This is a genomic window from Pseudomonas sp. TWR1-1-4 (assembly GCF_049897165.1).
GTDB classification, from domain to species: Bacteria; Pseudomonadota; Gammaproteobacteria; order Pseudomonadales; family Pseudomonadaceae; genus Aquipseudomonas; species Aquipseudomonas canadensis.
On record NZ_JAFCVS010000004.1, the window covers coordinates 250,150 to 268,381 of the forward strand.

Below are 18,232 nucleotides of genomic sequence, written 5' to 3' on the forward strand. Positions count from 1 at the left end.
GGACGCGAATGAGCATGAGCACAGGGGCGAAATGACCTGGTTTACGCTGACGCCCCTGCTACCTAGAAGTCAGACTCACATAGAAGGCACACACCATGGAAGTAGTTCTGCTCGCTTACATCACATTCAACCGCATGGGCTCAGCCAGTGGTGGCGGAGGGTTTAGTAGTCAGCGTCAAGTCAGATTTTCAGCTGAGGTGACCAGCACCGATCAAAAGGTTATACGGGAGTTGGTAATCGAAATCGCCGAGGCAAATGGCGAGGCGATGGGAGCTTTAAAAGGTTTGAGGTACGAGGGAGGCTACGGAGAGGAACTGGTGCTCAACATCCAAGGCCCGAGCACTTCATACAGCACCGCTTATGCCCAATGCCGCATCATCCATGCGTTAAAGACCAACGGGCAATACTTCAGGCTTCAGGAGGTAGACGACAGAGAAGTGAAGCCCTTTGTCTCTTCTCGACAGGCTACGTAACTCCCATCCAGGGTACAGCCGCGCTGCCGTATTATACGATCCGGCAAACTGGGCATGAGATCTTGTAAACCTGTTCTTTGACTTGTAAAGCACTGCAGTTAACAGGTCAACAAAGAGGTTTACGTAGCAATGTTGTCGAGGCTTTTCGCTTCGGACATATAGGTTGCAGTCTCGGTGAGGAACGATACGCAGTTACCATCCCTCCTACTCACCTTGCGCAGTCAGGTCGGCCCGGCGCAGGTACGTACCAGTCATCCAAACGAAATCTAAACTATATTTTCGATTTCGCGGATCATGGAGCAGTTGAACCGAAAATCTAAGCCATAGCTTAGTTTTCAGGGATCCTTTCTAAGGATATCCATGCTCGATCTGGGCCAGCACCTCTATCACCCGCGCCAAGGTTTCTTGATCTCTCACATAGTCGATTGCACTCATGCCATCGAATGAGTGCTTAGGCGTCGACAACCACACAGCTGCCTTGGCTTTGTCACCAAATACCTGCTCAGCCTTTTGCCACATCAGGTCAAAATCTTGCACATCCCACCCCCGTTGATGCCACGCCTTCGAAGACTAGTTTAAGCGCACGTTCAGGTGCGGCATAACGAAAAGCGTCGTAAGCGAATGGCGAACACACCTAGAGTGCTTCCCCTGCATTCCTGAATGCTAAATTACCGGTCTAGCACTTGGCGGATCTTTAGAGCCAATTCGCGCAGGGTAAACGGCTTGGGCAATAATGAGACGCCGCGATCCAGCATGCCGTTATGCACGATGGCGTTACGGGTGTAACCGGTGGTGTAGAGCACTGGCAGATCAGGTTTGGATTGACTTACCTCATCCGATTCGCGCGACGGTTAGCATACAAGTAAGCACAGTGCGGCTTCGCCGCACCGAATACCGCGACCACACGGGCCAATGCCGTTTCGGTACCCGCGCGGATGTCCATAGGTTCGGTGGCGAGCCAGATGGAGTCGATACGAATCATTGAATCAGACCACGGATGAAACGTGCGCAACCGTCAGGATCTGAAGTTGGCCAGCTCACTATGAGTGTTTGCTTGCCGAAACTGATTTCGATATTGGCTACTGCCTGTTGGACTGGTACCGAAGCAGTCTCCAACTTTAATGGCACGAAAGCCGGGAGAGCGGATGGCAATTGGTCACGGAGAACGGGAATCCACTTTCGAACCAGATTGGTGTTGATGCCATGACGCAGGGCAACGCTCGCGATGGATACATCGGGGAGTAGGCATTCCTGAACGACCTGGGCTTTGAACAGTTTGGGATAAGAGGTGCGCTGGCGCATGAGATTCCTTGAATTAAGGGCAATGGTGTCCACGTATTTTTAGGTGGACACCATCGCCCTTAATTTGGGGATTCTGAAGGTGTGTTCGGCAGACGCTTACGGTCGATCATCCATTACTCAAAGATGAACCAGTCTTGGCAAACTTATCTCTCGTCTTCCAGGTATCGTCCTGTTGCCCCGGTTAGCCCACTGAGAGGCACTTAACCATTTCGTATCCTGCGCTATGCTCAGCATCCCAGAAGGAGATCACATCAATGCCTAAGGAATACTCGTTGTCGGATGTGCTGGAAAGGATGTACCAAAACCAACTCGCCCTAGAGGCAGCCCTGATGGAATTGACGCTCCACGTAGAAGCCCACGGACATGTGGAGGTAGGAAACAACGTCCGTGGTGCTCTGGAGACAATCGGCGAGAACGCCGGACACATCAAGCAGGGCCTAGCCCGGCTCAAAAAACTCCCATGAGGTAGCCGCTTTTTTGATTTTGATCTCAAACGCGTCTCACGCGAGCACTACATAACAGGCAAAGCTGCGATCAATTTTCCACACGTGGGGAGTACAATTGGCGGCTGGCATTTTCTATCGTACTTCGACCGCGAGACCTAGGTATCGATGATGTCGCTGGCAGGTATTTACTATCCAGACACCACCGATTTTTTGGTGACGCGGGCGTCATGACGTAACTTAACAACTAGCCAAGCGTGGTTGGTTTGTCGGATATGACTACGACTGGTAACGAGGGCCGGAGCTCAACGACAACCCTAACAAGCCCGAACCGTCGACCTCGCCTCACTTTGCACACACTCGACAACTCCCTAGGGGCGAACTCCAACGCAGTACGATTGAGCGTGCTAAGCCACCTGAGTCGCAAACTTACCAACCGCTTCAACAACTTTCTTGGCTCCGTCCTGAATCTCAACAATAACCTGCCCTGCCTGCGTGGCTAGCCCAAGACCTTGCTCAGCTTGGGACTTACTGTTCGCCATCTCTGCTATGGTTTGATCCACCAGCTTTTGATTTTCCAAAACAACCGATGCGATTTCCTCAGTCGCCGTGCTGGTGCGCCCGGCCAATTGTCGAACCTCATCCGCGACGACTGCAAAACCTCGGCCTTGCTCACCTGCGCGTGCAGCCTCAATCGCAGCGTTCAATGCCAAAAGGTTCGTTTGCTGAGCAATACTACTGATCGTCTGAATGATCGAACTGATTAACAGCGACTGCTTTCCAAGCGCTTCGACGCCTCCCGAGGCAGCCTGCATATCCACAGCGACTTTGCGCATGGTGTGCATCGTATCGTTAACCACTATTGCACCACGCTGAGCAGTGACGTCAGTCTGCTGAGAGATTTCAAATGCCGTTTGTGCGGCCTCACTTACTTGGTGTTCTCGGGCAACCTGTTCGGTAATAACTGTTGCAAACTTAACGACCTTGCGGAGTGTTCCTTCTGTGTCATAGACGGGGTTATAGGTCGCCTCCAGCCATACAATCTGACCTCGACTATCAACACGTTGGAATCGGCCAGCGACAAATTCCCCCTTGTTCAACGTCAACCAAAAATCCCTATATTGCTGGGATGAAGTCTCCTCTGGCCGGCAGAAAATACGATGGTGGCTACCTTGCGCTTGTCCTAGGCTGTAACCCATCGCTTTTAAAAACTGCTCATTCGCCATGAGCACATGCCCGGACAGGTCGAATTCAATGACCGCTGTCGAGCGCAGTAGTGCGTCAATGAAAGAGGCGTTTTCCGATGCCTTTTCCACTCTGGAAGTAATGTTCGTCGCATAGCCTGCAATATGACTCAACCGGCCAGTCGCATCGGTTACGGGCTGCCAATGGGCATGAATCCAAACCAATGAGCCATCAGCATGCAGGTACCTGTATTCATCAGAGATCGATTTCCCGGCGGCGACGGCTGCCCGAAAATTGTGAAAACAGGGGAGCTTGGAAACGTACTGCGGAACAATGTCGGCCATGGCACGACCTATCAGCTGATTCTGGGTGTACCCCAAAGCCTGTGCAAAATTGTCGTTGCAGGCGGTAATCGCAAAATTAGTATCGATACTCAGCGTCAGCATTTCACGGTGGAGGCCATCACGCAGTTGGCGCAACTCCGAAAGCTCAGCTGTTTGAGCCTGGAGCTGGTTCTTGATTTTTGTATTGAACATGGGAAGCAGCCTGTTGGGTGTTAAAAGGTCTATCGGCGTGATCTGCAACACGTTTAGCTATCAGACGAACGAAAAGCAGTGAGGCGACGAACGTCACCATCAAGTCGGCAAGCTGCCGTGGCCACATGTCTTAGCTCCAGCCCCAGAAGCCAACCTGAAATCCCCGAGCAGGCACCGCTTGGAACCTGATTTCGTTTCGAGGATCAGGCCCGGTTGTCTTCGAAGTTTTTTGAGCATATCTTGTCTAAAAACTTATACAAGGTATCAGTAGTTGTACAAGAATGAGCGATGGCCACTGACGCTGTATTTCGACGGCGAGTGCCCTCTTTGCGCCCGGGAGATCAAGCTCCTAAGGGAGCGGGCCTCGCCTAATCGCATTTTATTCATTGATATCAGCGATGGTGCCTTCGACGCAAAATCTCTTGGGCTCACGCTCGTTGAAATGCAGTCGATACTGCACGCCAGGCTGGGCGATGGAACCTGGGTCACTGGCTTAGACGCTACGCTCTGGAGCTGGCGAGCTGCGGGCCTTGGTATCTGGGCCGCGCCGTTATCATGGCGGTTGACCAGGCCACTTTTAAACCTTGGCTATCGCCTATTTTGCCGCTTGCGTCCCCATTTAGCATGGCTGCCCCATCCTGATGGCAGCGCTCGGTGTCGCGATGAGAGATGCGCAGTGCCTGATACCAAACGCGACCCAGGCAGCAAGACGGCGCCTGCCAGAGGTAATGATGAATAGCGCAAGCAGCCTGCGACTGATCTTGGGTGATCAGCTTTCGTTCGATCTTGCTTCACTGCAGGGCTTGGATACACAGCGCGATACGGTGCTGCTTGTCGAGGTAATGGAGGAAGCCAGCCATGTTCCTCATCATCCGCAAAAGATCACCCTCATCTTCAGTGCTATGCGCCACTTCGCCGAGGCGTTGCAGCAACGGGGAGTTAAGGTGCGGTACGTCAAGCTTGATGACCCAAAAAATACTGGATCGGTGTATCGCGAGTTAGAGCGGTGGCACGCACTTTTGCGACCGGATGAAATCCACATCACCGAGTGCGGCGACTGGCGCTTGGAGCAATCGATAAAGGACTGTGGTTTAGCGATAAAATGGCATTCGGATTCTCGCTTTCTCTGCTCCCGTGCCGAGTTCTCTACTTGGGCGAATGGCAAAAAGCAGCTGCGCATGGAGTTCTTCTATCGCGAGATGCGCCGTAAGAGCCGGCTATTACTCAATGGGGACGGCAGTCCGGTCGGAGGCGCATGGAACTTTGATGCGGAAAACAGAAAGGCTTTACCCAAGGGCGTAAGGCCTCCATCCCCCGCGCGTTTTACTCCTGACGCAATCACTCGCGATGTACTGGCGTTGGTGGCCAAGGACTTCACAAGCCACTATGGCACTCTCGACACTTTCGACTACCCGGTAACCCACGCTGAAGCTCAGGCTCTCTGGGATTACTTCCTCGACTGGGGCCTGGCAGCCTTCGGCGACTACCAAGACGCGATGGCCAGTAACGAGCCTTTCCTGTTTCATGCCCGAATAAGCGCCGCGCTGAATATTGGACTGCTGGATCTTCGTCAGCTGTGCAGTGATGTGGAGGAGGCATACCTGTCAGGCAACATCGCGCTGAACGCTGCCGAAGGCTTTATCCGACAACTAATCGGCTGGCGGGAATATGTCCGAGGCGTCTACTGGCTGAAAATGCCTGACTACGCCGATGGCAACGCGTTCGGTAATACGCGGTCGCTCCCAGCGTTCTACTGGACGGGCGACACGCAGATGAATTGCATGCGCCAAGCCATCAACCAGAGCCTTGAGCATGCCTACGCTCACCACATTCAACGTCTCATGGTGACTGGCAATTTCGCCCTGCTGGCAGGTATCGCACCGAGTCAGATATGTGAGTGGTATCTGGCGATCTACATGGACGCTTTCGATTGGGTGGAGCTGCCCAATACACTCGGCATGGTTATGCACGCAGACGGCGGATATCTAGGCTCGAAACCCTATTGCGCGAGCGGGCAATACATCAAGCGTATGTCTGATTATTGCCGAGGCTGCGCTTACAAAGTTTGCGAAAGCACGACAGGCGACGCCTGCCCATTCAACTCGCTCTATTGGCACTTTCTGATGCGCCACGGCAAGCGCCTTCGCGGCAATCAGCGCATGGCCATGATTTATAAAAACCTCGACCGTATGGATGAATCCAAACAGCAGGCGCTGTGGCAACGCGGACAGTGGTTGCTCGCAGAAATGGATGAAGGCAGGGGATTTTGAAAAAGAGTGAGCTTCCAGTCAAAACCTGCATGACCTGTGGCCTACCGTTTACTTGGAGAAAAAAATGGGCACGCTGCTGGCAAGAGGTGCTCTACTGCTCGGAGCGTTGCCGGCGCAACAAAGCAACGACGCGGTGAAAAGAAATAGAGGGCATTCGACATGCCATTTGGTGCACCTGATAAGGCTATCTGTTCTGAATGAATGAAGAAAGATCGAGCAGCTGCATCCGTCAGATGCTCAGAGCATATGCCTTGAAGAAAAGTCAGAAATGGCTCCAGTCATAGCGTCCGAAATTGACTCAATCGTTTTTCAAGCTGAACCTGAAGGAGGACGCGAAAATTATCAGTATCATGGCTTGAAAGAGCTTCCTCCATCTCCAGCCTCCACAGAAGAGCATGAGCGTCACATTCCAGACGGATAACTTCAATTCTATTTTTTGATACCGCAACGCGTGCGAGCAATTCAGTGACCGCACGCCACGCCAGGCTGCAGTCACGCTGTAGTTCCATCATTTGCCACCCGTAGTGGTAATCGTTCGTTGGTGATGCAACGTACACTGTACGCTCATTTGCCACGGTTGCTCGGCGCTACAGCCAGCTGCCATTGAATTGGTGCATCGCCTCAAGATCCTCCAACCACCATGCGCCGGACACTGCGAGTCATTCCGCTTTAATGCGTAGCGCTGTAGCCCCAACCTTGCTTCGTCGGAAACGGCGCTTTAAATACGGAACTCTCAAGGAATCTGTTTTCAAACTTTGATAACGTATGACCGACTTTTTGGAGCGAATGAAATTGGCGACCTAAAGCTTGTTAAGCCTTCGTCAACCGCTTCTGACGCCTTAAAGAGGAAAAGATTTTGACTAGCACCGACAATGCGCAGTCTCTTCAAAACGCTATCGATAACTGCGCGCGGGAACCAATCAGAACGCCCGGTAGCATCCAGCCACAGGGGTTTCTCCTGGCAATCGATGAGTCATCGATGACGATCCTGCAAGCGAGTGCCAACGTGATTGATTGGATTGGCGTCAACGCTGCGGATCTGTTGGGTACTCGGTTCGACGAACTGATCAAACATGGGTCGGCTTTTGTCGATCAGTTGAGTGAGCTTGATGAAGAGCAACTCCAAGCATTCCACGTCGGTGACGCCACCCTCCTGAAAGGAGAGAGAACAGGCTCGCTGGTGGCAATGATGCTTCATCGGAATGACGGTGTATTGATTGCAGAGTTCGAACCTGCCAGCGATGTTGCCGTTGCGCATGGCCGCCTCTACCCCCTAATCCGCTCCTTCATCAGTCAAATGCGTGAAGATGAGAGCGTTGATGATCTGTGCTTACGAGCGGTAGGTTTCGTAAAGCGCATCACTGGCTATGGCCGCGTTAACGCCTACCGATTCGATCAGGCGGGAAACGGCTTTGTGAACGCGGAGCTCGCCGATGAAGGTTTCGACCGATACCTCGGTCTTTGCTTTCCAGCGTCAGACATCCCAAAGCAAGCACGCGAGCTTTATTGCGCGAATCGAATCAGGATTATTGCCGACGTCGATTACCAACCATCTCCGGTTATACCCGTTGAAAACCCCAAGACTGGGCTTTCACTCGACTTGAGTTACGCAACCCTGCGCAGTGTTTCGCCGGTGCACCTGCACTACATGCGGAACATGGGAACAGGTGCATCCATGTCGATCTCCATTGTGATGGACGGAAAGCTATGGGGGCTGATTTCCTGTCACAACAAGTCACCTCGACCCGTCAGTTTTCAATCACGTACTGCCTGCGAATTGCTAGGCCGGGTTTTGTCATTACAGCTGGAGACCAAGGTTGCGCATCTACGCAGCCAAAAGATGCTGAGCCTACGTAAACAAATCGTGCAGATGCTGGCTGCTATGGCAGACCACGACAGTGTTTTAAAAGGCATTCAATCCGTGCCTGACGTTTTTCTTGGCTTCGTCGGAGCATCGGGTGCAGCTGTAGTATCCGACACAGAGTGCGACCTCTACGGAGTGACACCTACCAAGCATCAGGTTAAAGCGCTGACAACCTGGTTGGACGAACGTAAAGGGCCTGAGGTTTTCTCTAGCGATAATGTCGGACGCGATATTCCTAATCTGCCAGGCATTGCGAAATCCGTAGGTGGATTACTTTCCGTATCCATTTCAGAAGTGCATTCAAGCTACATTATTTGGTTTAAGCCTGAACAAGTCCACGTCGTGAACTGGGCCGGAAAACCAAACAAAGTGATTGATGATGGCGGAAAACTGTCACCCCGTCAGAGTTTCGCGATGTGGCATGAGACCGTGGAAGGCTTTTCCACTCCTTGGGACGATAGCGAAATCGAAGGTGTAGCCGAGTTGCGCCTCGCCGTACTCGGAATTGTTCTGCGCAAGGCTGAAGAGCTCGCTCAAATGGCGGATGAACTCAAGCGTTCCAATAAAGAGCTTGAGGCGTTCTCCTACAGCGTGTCACATGACTTACGTGCACCTCTACGCCACATTGCAGGCTACGCAGAGCTTCTCGGTGATATGGAGCAAGGAAACCTCACAGAGCGCGGCCAGCGCTTCCTCGGGACTATCGGCGAGTCGGCTAAATTTGCCGGAACGCTGGTTGATAACCTTCTAAGCTTCTCTCAGATGGGGCGCTCAGCAATGAGGCTCAGCGAGGTCAACCTTGCAGCGATGATCGAATCGATCAAACGTGAGATGGCTCCAGAATACGAAGGCCGTACGATTGAGTGGAAGGTTCTAAATCTGCCGGTGATCATTGCAGACCCTGCCTTTTTGCACCTTGCTCTGCGCAACCTTATTTCCAATGCAATTAAATACACTCGAAACGAGCCGGTAGCCGTGATTCACGTAGAGGCGTTTAGCTCTGCGGACAGTGTAGTAGTGAGTATCAAAGACAACGGTGTTGGGTTCGATATGAAGTACGCGGAAAAACTCTTCGGCGTATTCCAGCGACTGCACCGTTCAGACGAGTTTGAAGGAACCGGAATCGGACTGGCGAATGTCAGGCGCATCATCGAGCGCCATGGCGGCACCGTTCAAGCTGAAGGCAGTTTGAATGGGGGAGCTACTTTCTCATTCTCATTGCCAAAAAAACACCTCAGCCCTGTGCGCTGACGATTAAGAGATCTGATTATGCTTAAACCAATACTGCTAGTAGAAGACGACCCCAACGACCTGGAGCTGACGCTCGTAGCGCTTGAGCGAAGCCAGCTCGCAAACGAAGTTGTCGTGGTTCGAGACGGCGCGGAAGCGCTCGACTATTTATTCAAACGAAACATATTTTCAGATCGGGGGGACGGAAACCCGGCGGTTTTGTTATTGGATTTAAAGCTACCCAAAGTAGACGGTCTTCAGGTATTGGAGGCTATTCGCGCTAGTGAGGATCTTCGCAGCATCCCAGTAGTGATGCTCACATCGTCCCGAGAGGAGCCCGACCTCTCGCGCGCTTATCAGTTAGGCGTCAACGCCTACGTGGTGAAGCCCGTTGAGTTTAAAGAATTTGTGGGAGCGATATCTGATCTCGGCATTTTCTGGGCAGTCTTGAACGAACCACCACCTGGCTCTGTCAGAGCTGTACGCCGTACAAATTCCTGACATCAGCGACTTTAAGAACAGCTCATCTCCATGCCCCTGAACAAGCTGAAAATATTGCTGGTTGAAGACAGCCCGCATGATGCTGAGCTGACGATCCTAGCTTTAGAAGCTAGTGGCTTTAAAGTCGACGCTACCTTAGTGCACAACCACTCTGAAGCTGAGCGAGAGCTTCGTGCTTCTGATTTCGACGTCATTCTGTGCGATTACCTACTTCCAGGCTCCTCCGGTGCGGAAGTTCTGAGCATCGCTCGGGAGCTCTCCCCGGAGACGCCGTTTATCTTCCTGTCTGGGATATTTGGAGAGCAGCAAGCTGTAGAAATGATCCGCATGGGAGCAGTGGATTACGTTCTAAAGCAGAACATGAAAATGCTGCCGAAAGCAGTCCGGCGTGCAGTCTTGGAGGTTCGAGAGCGCAGACAACGGCTTAAAGCTGAGGCTGCACTGCAAGAGGTTGAAGTCCGGGCAAGGCTCGCGATTGAAGCTGCCATGATGGGGGTTTGGGAGCTCGACCTTGTATCAGGCCGGTTGCTTTGGGACGAGCGCTGCAAAGCTCTATACGAGCTACCGCCTACAGCCAATATCGACTTGGAATATTTTTTCAACCGCTGCCACCCTGACGACCGTGCTTTAGTAGAGCTAAACGTTCATAACGCAATCACACTTCAGCAGAACTATCAGGTGGAGTACCGCATATTCCTTGAAGGGAATCGTGAACGCTGGATCTTCGCGAGTGGCAGATCCGTTTTTGAAAATGGCATATGCGTTCGTTTCACTGGGATCGTGCAAGACATAAGCGAACGCAAACGTGCGACCAATGAACTTGTTGAACGCAATGAGGAACTTGGTCAGCGAGTGGTACAGCGGACGCTTGAGAGAGATCGAATCTGGGATCTATCAAGGGAGCTTCTGGCCGTTCTACGATTTGATATGACGCCCATAGCCACCAATCCCGCATGGAGGTCTGCGCTCGGATGGTCTGACTCCCAGATCAACGAAATGAGGTTATGGGAACTCGTACATCCTGATGATCTTGATGCCACTGTCAAAGAAACCCAGAACATCGCACGCGGGATTGTCTCAACCCGTTTTGTGAATCGTCTGCGGCACATATCTGGCGCCTACCGATGGATGTCATGGACAATTGTTCCAGAGAACGGGCTAATGTATGCCGCTGTTCGCGATATCACTGATGAACGAGCCGTGGTTGAAGAACTGGCTGCTGCCAACCAACGCTTACGTGACCAGATCAAAGAGCGAGAACGGGTCGAATCAGCGTTACAGCAATTGCAAAGGCTAGAGGTAGTCGGTCAGCTAACTGCGGGTGTTGCACACGATTTCAATAACCTTCTGACAGTTATCCTGACGAGCACAACGTTTGCCATTCGGGATATTGAGAAGGGAACGATGGCCAAAACAATCAGCCGCCTGACTAACATCAAAGAAGCAGGAGAGCGAGGTGCCAAGCTCACAGCACAATTACTGTCGTTTTCTCGTAGGCAACGCCTAGTACCTGTCGTCATCAATTTGAATGACGTAATAAGAGACATGGGCAGTCTAATAGCCAGGGCGTTAGGTGCAAAAAACTCAATACGGTATGACCTGGCCCCTGAGCTTCGTAATGCTATGGGCGATCCAACTCAGACAGAAATGATCGTTCTCAACCTGGCGATCAATGCGCGAGACGCGATGCCTACTGGCGGGACTATCACTTTTTCGACGTCTAACCTCGTGGTCGAAAATCCTCCGATTCGCCCTGAAGACCCCGAAATCGGCACCTACTCTGTTTTGACCATCAGTGACACCGGTAGTGGAATGTCGGATGAAGCATTGCTTAAAGCCTTCGAGCCGTTTTTCACTACAAAGGGTGTGGGTAAAGGATCAGGTTTAGGACTCGCACAGGTCTTTGGTTTCGCGAAGCAGTCAGGTGGTGGAGTGAACATCGATTCAGAAGAGGGTATAGGCACATCTGTTAGGGTGTATTTGCCTAGCGTGGATGCGTCAACCAAGAAGCAGGCGAATGTCGCTATGCCTCTCTATTCATCAACAAACGCTGCTGAAAAGACTGTGCTTCTGGTCGACGACGACCCGGCAGTACGAGCCGTTACGCTTCAGATGCTTGAATCGCTGGGATATGCCGTAATTGAGGCCTGCGATGGCATTCAAGCCCTGGAAAAAATTGATCAGACCATAGACATTGTGGTCACGGACTTTGCCATGCCTGGCATGACCGGTTCTGAATTAGCCTCAGCTATTCAAATGAAGCGTCCTCAGATGCCCATCGTATTCGTGACAGGATACGCTGACATTGATGTACTGGGACTTGAAACCGCCTCAGTAATCCAAAAGCCATTTGATGAGGCAACCCTCCAAAATCGAATCATCACAGCACTCGGCAGTAACGCATCTGAGTAACAAGACCGCGTATCCGAGACCTCTTACCACGCCGTCAATCCATGAAGTCTGACGAAACGTACCACGCCCATGTGGCACACTGGTCTTCGCTATGTAAAATGAGCGCTGTCTATTTTTAAGGTCTGCCCGCATGCATCAGATGCTTGAGCACTTTCTAAATCGTGCGCTCTATGTCATGTCATCAGGCTCACCGCCAAATCCCCTACTCCACGAAATCGCGTGCATGCTGCAGGTTGAACTTCCTGGATGCATTGTTGGGATCAACGTACTCGATAAGCCGGGAAGAACTTTTCGCCACTCAATTTTCCCCAGCCTGCCTGATGAATTCGCTCGTAGGCTGGAAGGTAATGTCATTAACGGAAAAAGAGGATCGTGCGGTCTCGGCGTACTGACAGGCAAGGTAATCAACGTTCCAGACGTGGCTAACGACGAGCGCTTTTCAGATGAGTGGAAAGGGCTCTTTGCACAGTACGAATTAGCGTCTCTTATCTCTATACCTGCACTCACCTCGGACGGCGAAGCTCATGGCAGTGTTGCCGTCATTCATCCTAAAGCGGCGCCGCTTGACCTAGAGCAAATCGAATTCCTGGGATCATTCGCTGCGCTTTGCGCTAAGATTTGCGCCTACAGTAGAACCAGGGAAACGGCGCAACTCTTGATGGGAGAGCTGGAGCATCGCGTTCGAAACCTTTACTTAACCGTCGGGGGATTAGCCAACCTGACGATCAAACGCTACCCCAATCCTAGCGATTTTCGGAGGGTTTTCGGCGAACGCCTGACAATGATGCATCACGCTCACTCACTTGCTTTCAGTGGGCGAGCGATGGGTTTATCCCAACTAATGGATGAAATCCTAGCGCCCTATTTGAAGGAACATAAGATATCTATAAGCGGGCCTGAAATCCTCTTGTCCCCCGACTCGGCTTGCGCGTTGGCGCTTGCAATCAATGAGTTAGGGACTAATGCGTCGAAGTACGGTTCTCTGTCCAATGTCGGCGGCGTGCTGGAGATAAAATGGAATATTTTGCCGAAGGGTGAGTTAGATACACACTCAGCTTTGAGAATATGTTGGACGGAAAGTGAAGGGCCTACGGTGCAAGAGCCTAGCCGCCAAGGTTATGGGACATTGATGATAGGTGGCACACTCAGAAACGCCTTCGATGGATCAGCGGTGTTTACTTTTAATCCTGCCGGGCTGATCTGCGATATATCTGCACCTTTTACTCCAAAGCTTGGTATCGAAGCCTTTTCAGATTAGCTGCGCAATGTCAATCAACGGTGGTCATAGCGTTCGCTATTGCTTGAAGCGCTGCCGGCGCAACAAAATTTAGGCCCTAAAAAAAGGGCCATCACTGGCCCTCATCTACTCAATTTCAAATCACTTGCCTAGCCAGGACTCGACAGTCGCTGCGCCGTGCTCAGTTTTCCATTCCTTGAGGCCGCGATGGTTTCCGCCTTTCGTTTCGATGACTTCACCGGTGTGTGGGTTCTTATAAACCTTAACCTGGCGGGCTTTACGTGTGGCTTTAGGTTCAGATACTTGAGCGCGACGGCCTGCTTGTGGATCTAGCAGGTTGATCACGTCCTTCAGGCTATAGCCGTATTTTGCGAGCAAATCACGCAGCTTCGTTTCGAATTCGATTTCTTTCTTAAGACCAGCGTCGCCCTTCAGGGCCTCAAGCGCTTCAAGCTGTGCGGCGAGATGTTTTTCAAGCTGGCGAAATTCTGCGAGTTTGGACATGGGAGCTTCCTGAGCAATTAGTATTGTCACGTTACAACAGAACAGACACTTGAATGAAGCAGAAGTATCAATGTTTAGATTCTATAAACTGCTCGGGTACAGAACGTCGAAAAGCGCTGAGTAGCCGACGCAAGCGGAGCGCGCAGGCTGGCACAGCCGAAGGCGTGAAAGATGGACGCCCGCAGGGCCGAGATACGGCGGGACGCGGGAGCTCGGTTCGCCACAGCCTGCCCGCGCACAGCGGCTCGCCAACTGAAGTAAGTCAGTCAGATCTTGCGGCCCGACTCAGTAGCGCTAGAGAAGCCACCAACCCCACATCGGTAAACTCCCAAATTTTCCCACCAGGATAAGCAATCAAAATGGGAGTGTATCGTAATGATAAATTGCGACTGCTGCTTTGCCAGCTCAGCGATACCTACATTGCAGTGCGCCAGAGTAGTAGAGCACTGATTACAAGGTAGTCAGGCGATTAAGCTGCTCAACCGAAGGAAATCCCAGTGTCCGATAGCGACGTGGATAGCCCGCTTCTGTAGCCAGCAGATCGCCAAGCTCGGATTCAAGTTCACTCCAGGAGACGGTTTTGACTGTCGCTTCCCCACCCTCAACAGGTTCAACCAACGCGACGCGATCTGTCTTGGGCAACAGCGTCAGCACACCTTTTGTCCAGGCGCTCATCGATACCGTCTGGTTTGGTTGGTCAGCCATTTGGAAGAGGTTGTAGGAGGCGACGAAGATGTCGATGCCCTTTTCCAGATTGAGCTTGTCGAGCAACTCTTTCTGATTGGCATAATTACTCTGCAGCAGCAAATGCTCCAGTGTAACCAACCGACTGCTGACCCCTTCATCATCACAGTTAAACGGTATGATATCGCGACCTTCGTAGGTGTAAATATCGGTAGAGACAGCACGCCCCCTTTCAAGAGCCTGGAAAGCAAGCTCTACCATCTGACGAATTCCCTGTTCGTCCTTGTCTCCAGTGACCATCAGGACGTCTCGACTGGGCACCATGAACACTGGCCGACCTTTAACTGGCACGCGCTGAAGGACATCTGGCAACAACACCCTGCTGGTGTCGTACCCATCCGCCCACTCCCCAGCGTATAGGCCTGGAATAATCTCCCCGAAGGCTTCGTTTGTCGTATCACGCAGGTTCTCGATGGAGATCTTTACCGCCTCTTCCATCGTCACACCCCAATGTGCTTCGGGGCCATTGGTAAGGGTGGCAGTGGACTCGGGCGAATCGACAGCAAGCAGAATAACGCAGTCTCGGCCCAAAGGCTGTGAAACATAATCGTACTGCTTGTCGCCATTTTTACGGGCGTGTTCCAGTCGAATTTCTTCAAGCATGGCAAGGTTGCGAATCACCGGACGCAGCTGCGCTTTGACATTATCAAACACAGTCTCGGTTTTTCTACCCGCCTCTAACAGCGTCGATACGTATCCGGTCAGAACGGCGGATTTCTGTGCTTTGTCTGCATTTTGATAGTCGCGAAAGGCATTATGGAGATTGAAGTACGATCCATCCCCATGGCGGATGCGGAACTCGTTCTTCTCAAAACTCAGATTCTCGCTGAAGCCAGCTTTACGAGTCGAATCCATAAATTTTTTGGCAAATGCTTCATCAGTTAGCGGTCGATTGAAAAATTTGTCGAGCAGGGAAAAAAGCATGTACAGAATCCTTTTTGTCAGCAGGCAATTGTAAACAGCGGGAATTGGGCAGGCTTAAACTTGTTCAGAGCTTGGGACGGCTGCTCTCCATATCGACAGCTATCAGACGAAATTGACGTTACGTAGCGGAAAACGAGCAGCGCCAATCATGTGCCTGATTGTAGTGGATGTGTGGATACTGCCCTCCTACGAGGCGGCAAAAAGCTCCAGACCTCTCTCAAGCTTTGTTAACTATTCAGCCGGACTTTGGATGCGACGAAGCTCACTCCACGTAACGGAGCCAAAGATGCGTCCGACCGGAGATCGCCTGCGCAACTTTGGAAACACGTCCCTGTAGGTTTTCATCGCTAGTGTTATAGAGCGCACAGAAGTCTTTGGCTACGACGTTAGCAAGTGATGTATCAGGCGGTTCAGCACGAATGAAGCCGATGTAAGAAGCACCTACGCCCATCAACTCATAGCCATGCGCTTCTGAAAAATGACGCGCAACGGCAAAGTTTTTCGCGGGATCCAGATCCGAAGTGAAATAGCCATTCGGAAAAGACGCGAGTGCCTGGCAGGACTGCTGAACGGGTACCAGGAGCGCTGAAAGAGGCTGCTCTAGAAGAGAGATAGGGTTGTTCTGGTAACCGATCCACTCCTGGAGGGCCTGATGATCTAGCGTCAAACCATGAGTACAAGCATCCTCGAAAGACGTGGCTGCAACCAGGGTCATGAAATTGCGAAGACAGATTGCGAACTCCTCTTTCGTAGTCGGATAGCCTATGTATTCACCATTCTCAAAGCACTCTGGAGGCAAGCCCGCTATGTCCTGCTCCGATGCATCGTCCATCCCTAAATTATTGCGCACATGTCCCGAGGTGTAGCGGGCTTGGTGCAGATCATCGAGCGAGAACAGAGGTTTAAAGCCTGGATGCGCCTCAGCAATCTTACGACGAGCTTCGGTCAGATCGTCAAAGCTGGTAATCCCGCTCACGCCGTACTCATCGCATGTACCTACAGACGGATTATCACGCTTGCCGTTACCGCGAAATTCGATATCCATAAACCGTGGCCTGCTCCAGTTTGGTACTGAATTGAGTGAGTAATCCTAAGCGTTTCAGGATCATCATTGAAGGTCTGCCGCCAAGCGACAATAAGTCTTCCTGCCACCACATAGCAGCGCGCTACGCTAACATTGACGTTCGCACTTCGAGGTAATGTTGATGTCCGAAACCGGCCTACCATGCAATTTCTAATCGACTCAGGGAAGAAACTGATGACTACAGATCCGTTATGTCTAGTCTTTGTGCCGGCTCTGGCGGCAGTGCTGCAAGCCGCCGAGGATAAAAAGGGCCAGCCGCTTACCGAGATTGAGGTGTGTGAAATCCGAGACAGATCCACCTGCATCGCTTTGCCTTTTAGCGCAGCCTTGGCAATGGAAGAAGATCGTGGTTATCCAGACATCGTCGCGGAGGACTGCTGGAATGAATGGCAACGTCTACGCTCCCAGTGATTTGCGCCTGTACCAAAACAATGCAGCCCTTCTGTGATCAGACAATCATCCGACTGTAAGCAACCGTTGCTCTCTGTCGGCCACGAGACGCTGGTAGCACACCGAGTACCTCCCTATCTGCCAAAAGTGAGTCATCCCCTAATGAACGAAGGTTGGCAAAACGACGACTATTTCATCATCTTCACGGAGGATGAGAGCTTAGCTGCCATGAAGGCCTACGGATTTGATCATCATCTTCCGGGGTACACGCTATTAGGTCTAAGAGGATGGGACGACTTTATCGTCATCAACTCTTCCGGAGTAATGTTTACCATTCCGACGCTGCCACTCGATGCGTCCTATGCCGCGCCGTTTGCCCTTCCCCAGCAGATTTCCCTTGAGCCGGACGAGCGTTTCGCTGGCAAGATCAAGTGGTATACGAAGCCCTTAGTCTTTGGGGGCGACCCGGCGGACAAAACAAATTTCGCATGGATCACTCACGAGCAACATGCTGAACTTGTCATCTGGTGGAACGAACAGTACAGGAGCGCCAAAGCACAGAGCTAGTGCAATTTGCCCATAAAGCGGAAATCGCAACACATGCTCAAATGGCGTACTGAGGCACTCACGACTAGCCGAGACCCTATTTTTTTACCAGAGCTGCTGGGTGCTATCGATGAGTGTCCGTCTCCTCAGCCGGATAAAACTCGCCTTCCTTCCCCATCTTTTCCAGCCGTTCGCGCACCATCAACTCAACGTTGGCCATAGCAGCGTGATCGCCAGGGTTGACCACCTTCACGCAAAGACGTCTGACATTCTGATCGTGGGTGCCCTCGCTCATCATCTCGTGGGTGAAGACCTGTTCGCCACGCCATAGGCATAGCTGGGTATGAGTCCCGCCGAGCCATATCTCGTTGATTGATCTCAGGTCAGTGGTCGCCAGTTGATCGACGGTGATTGTCTTATCCATTGCACTGTACCTTACCCGTGAGTAGACACAGGTAGACTTACAGGCATAGCGGGTCGTTCCAAGCGTCTGCAGCTCAACCGCGCCAATGGTGGTAAGTACGCCCCGGATCAACGTCGGACAATTGAAGGCGCAAGTACGAACAGACAAGGGGAATCCCATGACT

At 51.9% G+C, this 18,232-nt stretch carries 19 protein-coding genes and 1 pseudogene; 11 read left to right on the forward strand and 9 right to left on the reverse strand.

All coding sequences use genetic code 11. The features are described 5' to 3' along the window. Positions 1-95: 95 nt before the first annotated feature. The gene (locus ACP7C6_RS13290; RefSeq protein WP_426108847.1) at positions 96-473 is read left to right on the forward strand and encodes a hypothetical protein; all 378 of its coding nucleotides are present in this window, start codon (positions 96-98) and stop codon (positions 471-473) included. A 348-nt stretch (positions 474-821) separates the two neighbouring features. Here ACP7C6_RS13290 and ACP7C6_RS13295 read toward each other — a convergent pair whose 3' ends face one another. The 3 genes from ACP7C6_RS13295 to tnpA form a co-directional block, all read right to left on the reverse strand. Beyond that, positions 822-1,010 (reverse strand): MbcA/ParS/Xre antitoxin family protein, encoded by a 189-nt coding sequence (locus tag ACP7C6_RS13295; protein ID WP_426108848.1) that lies wholly within the window; start codon positions 1,008-1,010, stop codon positions 822-824. Positions 1,011-1,141: 131 nt separating this feature from the next. Next, complete coding sequence (locus ACP7C6_RS13300; protein ID WP_426108849.1) at positions 1,142-1,276, reverse strand: hypothetical protein; 135 nt, start codon at positions 1,274-1,276, stop codon at positions 1,142-1,144. 175 nt (positions 1,277-1,451) lie between these two features. Then, the gene (tnpA, locus tag ACP7C6_RS13305) at positions 1,452-1,775 is read right to left on the reverse strand and encodes an IS66-like element accessory protein TnpA (RefSeq protein WP_426108850.1); all 324 of its coding nucleotides are present in this window, start codon (positions 1,773-1,775) and stop codon (positions 1,452-1,454) included. Positions 1,776-2,029: 254 nt separating this feature from the next. Here tnpA and ACP7C6_RS13310 point away from each other — a divergent pair, with 254 nt between their 5' ends. Further along, positions 2,030-2,239 (forward strand): hypothetical protein, encoded by a 210-nt coding sequence (locus ACP7C6_RS13310; protein ID WP_426108851.1) that lies wholly within the window; start codon positions 2,030-2,032, stop codon positions 2,237-2,239. A 386-nt stretch (positions 2,240-2,625) separates the two neighbouring features. Here the strand turns inward: ACP7C6_RS13310 and ACP7C6_RS13315 are convergent, their stop codons facing one another. Beyond that, entirely contained in the window at positions 2,626-3,063 is a 438-nt protein-coding gene (locus ACP7C6_RS13315) for a methyl-accepting chemotaxis protein (protein ID WP_426108966.1), read from the reverse strand. 105 nt (positions 3,064-3,168) lie between these two features. Further along, positions 3,169-3,939 (reverse strand): annotated as a pseudogene (locus ACP7C6_RS13320) (PAS domain-containing protein); the annotation flags it as partial. A 271-nt stretch (positions 3,940-4,210) separates the two neighbouring features. Between ACP7C6_RS13320 and ACP7C6_RS13325 the strand changes: the two are divergent. The 7 genes from ACP7C6_RS13325 to ACP7C6_RS13355 all read left to right on the forward strand — a co-directional run bounded on the left by ACP7C6_RS13325 (position 4,211) and on the right by ACP7C6_RS13355 (position 13,474). Further along, positions 4,211-4,678: a thiol-disulfide oxidoreductase DCC family protein gene (locus ACP7C6_RS13325; RefSeq protein WP_426108852.1), complete on the forward strand. Its 468-nt coding sequence runs from the start codon at positions 4,211-4,213 to the stop codon at positions 4,676-4,678. Next, positions 4,671-6,209 (forward strand): cryptochrome/photolyase family protein, encoded by a 1,539-nt coding sequence (locus ACP7C6_RS13330; protein WP_426108853.1) that lies wholly within the window; start codon positions 4,671-4,673, stop codon positions 6,207-6,209. The genes ACP7C6_RS13325 and ACP7C6_RS13330 overlap by 8 nt, the downstream gene beginning before the upstream one ends. Then, entirely contained in the window at positions 6,206-6,346 is a 141-nt protein-coding gene (locus ACP7C6_RS13335) for a DUF2256 domain-containing protein (RefSeq protein ID WP_426108854.1), read from the forward strand. Before ACP7C6_RS13330 ends, ACP7C6_RS13335 begins: the two co-directional genes overlap by 4 nt. A gap of 719 nt (positions 6,347-7,065) precedes the next feature. Next, complete coding sequence (locus ACP7C6_RS13340; protein ID WP_426108855.1) at positions 7,066-9,324, forward strand: ATP-binding protein; 2,259 nt, start codon at positions 7,066-7,068, stop codon at positions 9,322-9,324. A gap of 18 nt (positions 9,325-9,342) precedes the next feature. Next, positions 9,343-9,804 (forward strand): response regulator, encoded by a 462-nt coding sequence (locus ACP7C6_RS13345; protein WP_426108856.1) that lies wholly within the window; start codon positions 9,343-9,345, stop codon positions 9,802-9,804. Between the two features lie 30 nt (positions 9,805-9,834). Beyond that, positions 9,835-12,216, forward strand: a complete 2,382-nt coding sequence (locus ACP7C6_RS13350; RefSeq protein ID WP_426108857.1) for a response regulator — start codon at positions 9,835-9,837, stop codon at positions 12,214-12,216. Positions 12,217-12,346: 130 nt separating this feature from the next. Beyond that, positions 12,347-13,474, forward strand: coding sequence for an HWE histidine kinase domain-containing protein (locus ACP7C6_RS13355; RefSeq protein ID WP_426108858.1), 1,128 nt, complete (start codon positions 12,347-12,349; stop codon positions 13,472-13,474). A 120-nt stretch (positions 13,475-13,594) separates the two neighbouring features. On the opposite strand, the gene ACP7C6_RS13360 is transcribed toward ACP7C6_RS13355, so the two are convergent. The 3 genes from ACP7C6_RS13360 to ACP7C6_RS13370 all read right to left on the reverse strand — a co-directional run bounded on the left by ACP7C6_RS13360 (position 13,595) and on the right by ACP7C6_RS13370 (position 16,670). Further along, the gene (locus tag ACP7C6_RS13360; protein ID WP_426108859.1) at positions 13,595-13,957 is read right to left on the reverse strand and encodes a histone-like nucleoid-structuring protein, MvaT/MvaU family; all 363 of its coding nucleotides are present in this window, start codon (positions 13,955-13,957) and stop codon (positions 13,595-13,597) included. Between the two features lie 450 nt (positions 13,958-14,407). Further along, positions 14,408-15,625, reverse strand: coding sequence for a DUF1444 family protein (locus ACP7C6_RS13365; protein WP_426108860.1), 1,218 nt, complete (start codon positions 15,623-15,625; stop codon positions 14,408-14,410). A 262-nt stretch (positions 15,626-15,887) separates the two neighbouring features. Continuing rightward, positions 15,888-16,670, reverse strand: coding sequence for a DUF4253 domain-containing protein (locus ACP7C6_RS13370; RefSeq protein ID WP_426108861.1), 783 nt, complete (start codon positions 16,668-16,670; stop codon positions 15,888-15,890). A gap of 213 nt (positions 16,671-16,883) precedes the next feature. On the opposite strand from ACP7C6_RS13370, the gene ACP7C6_RS13375 reads away from it, so the two are divergent. Both ACP7C6_RS13375 and ACP7C6_RS13380 read left to right on the forward strand, forming a co-directional pair. Continuing rightward, positions 16,884-17,120 (forward strand): hypothetical protein, encoded by a 237-nt coding sequence (locus ACP7C6_RS13375; protein ID WP_094774137.1) that lies wholly within the window; start codon positions 16,884-16,886, stop codon positions 17,118-17,120. A 141-nt stretch (positions 17,121-17,261) separates the two neighbouring features. Then, the gene (locus ACP7C6_RS13380) at positions 17,262-17,666 is read left to right on the forward strand and encodes a hypothetical protein (RefSeq protein ID WP_426108862.1); all 405 of its coding nucleotides are present in this window, start codon (positions 17,262-17,264) and stop codon (positions 17,664-17,666) included. Between the two features lie 103 nt (positions 17,667-17,769). On the opposite strand, the gene ACP7C6_RS13385 is transcribed toward ACP7C6_RS13380, so the two are convergent. Next, entirely contained in the window at positions 17,770-18,069 is a 300-nt protein-coding gene (locus ACP7C6_RS13385) for a hypothetical protein (protein WP_426108863.1), read from the reverse strand. Between the last annotated feature and the right edge of the window lie 163 nt (positions 18,070-18,232).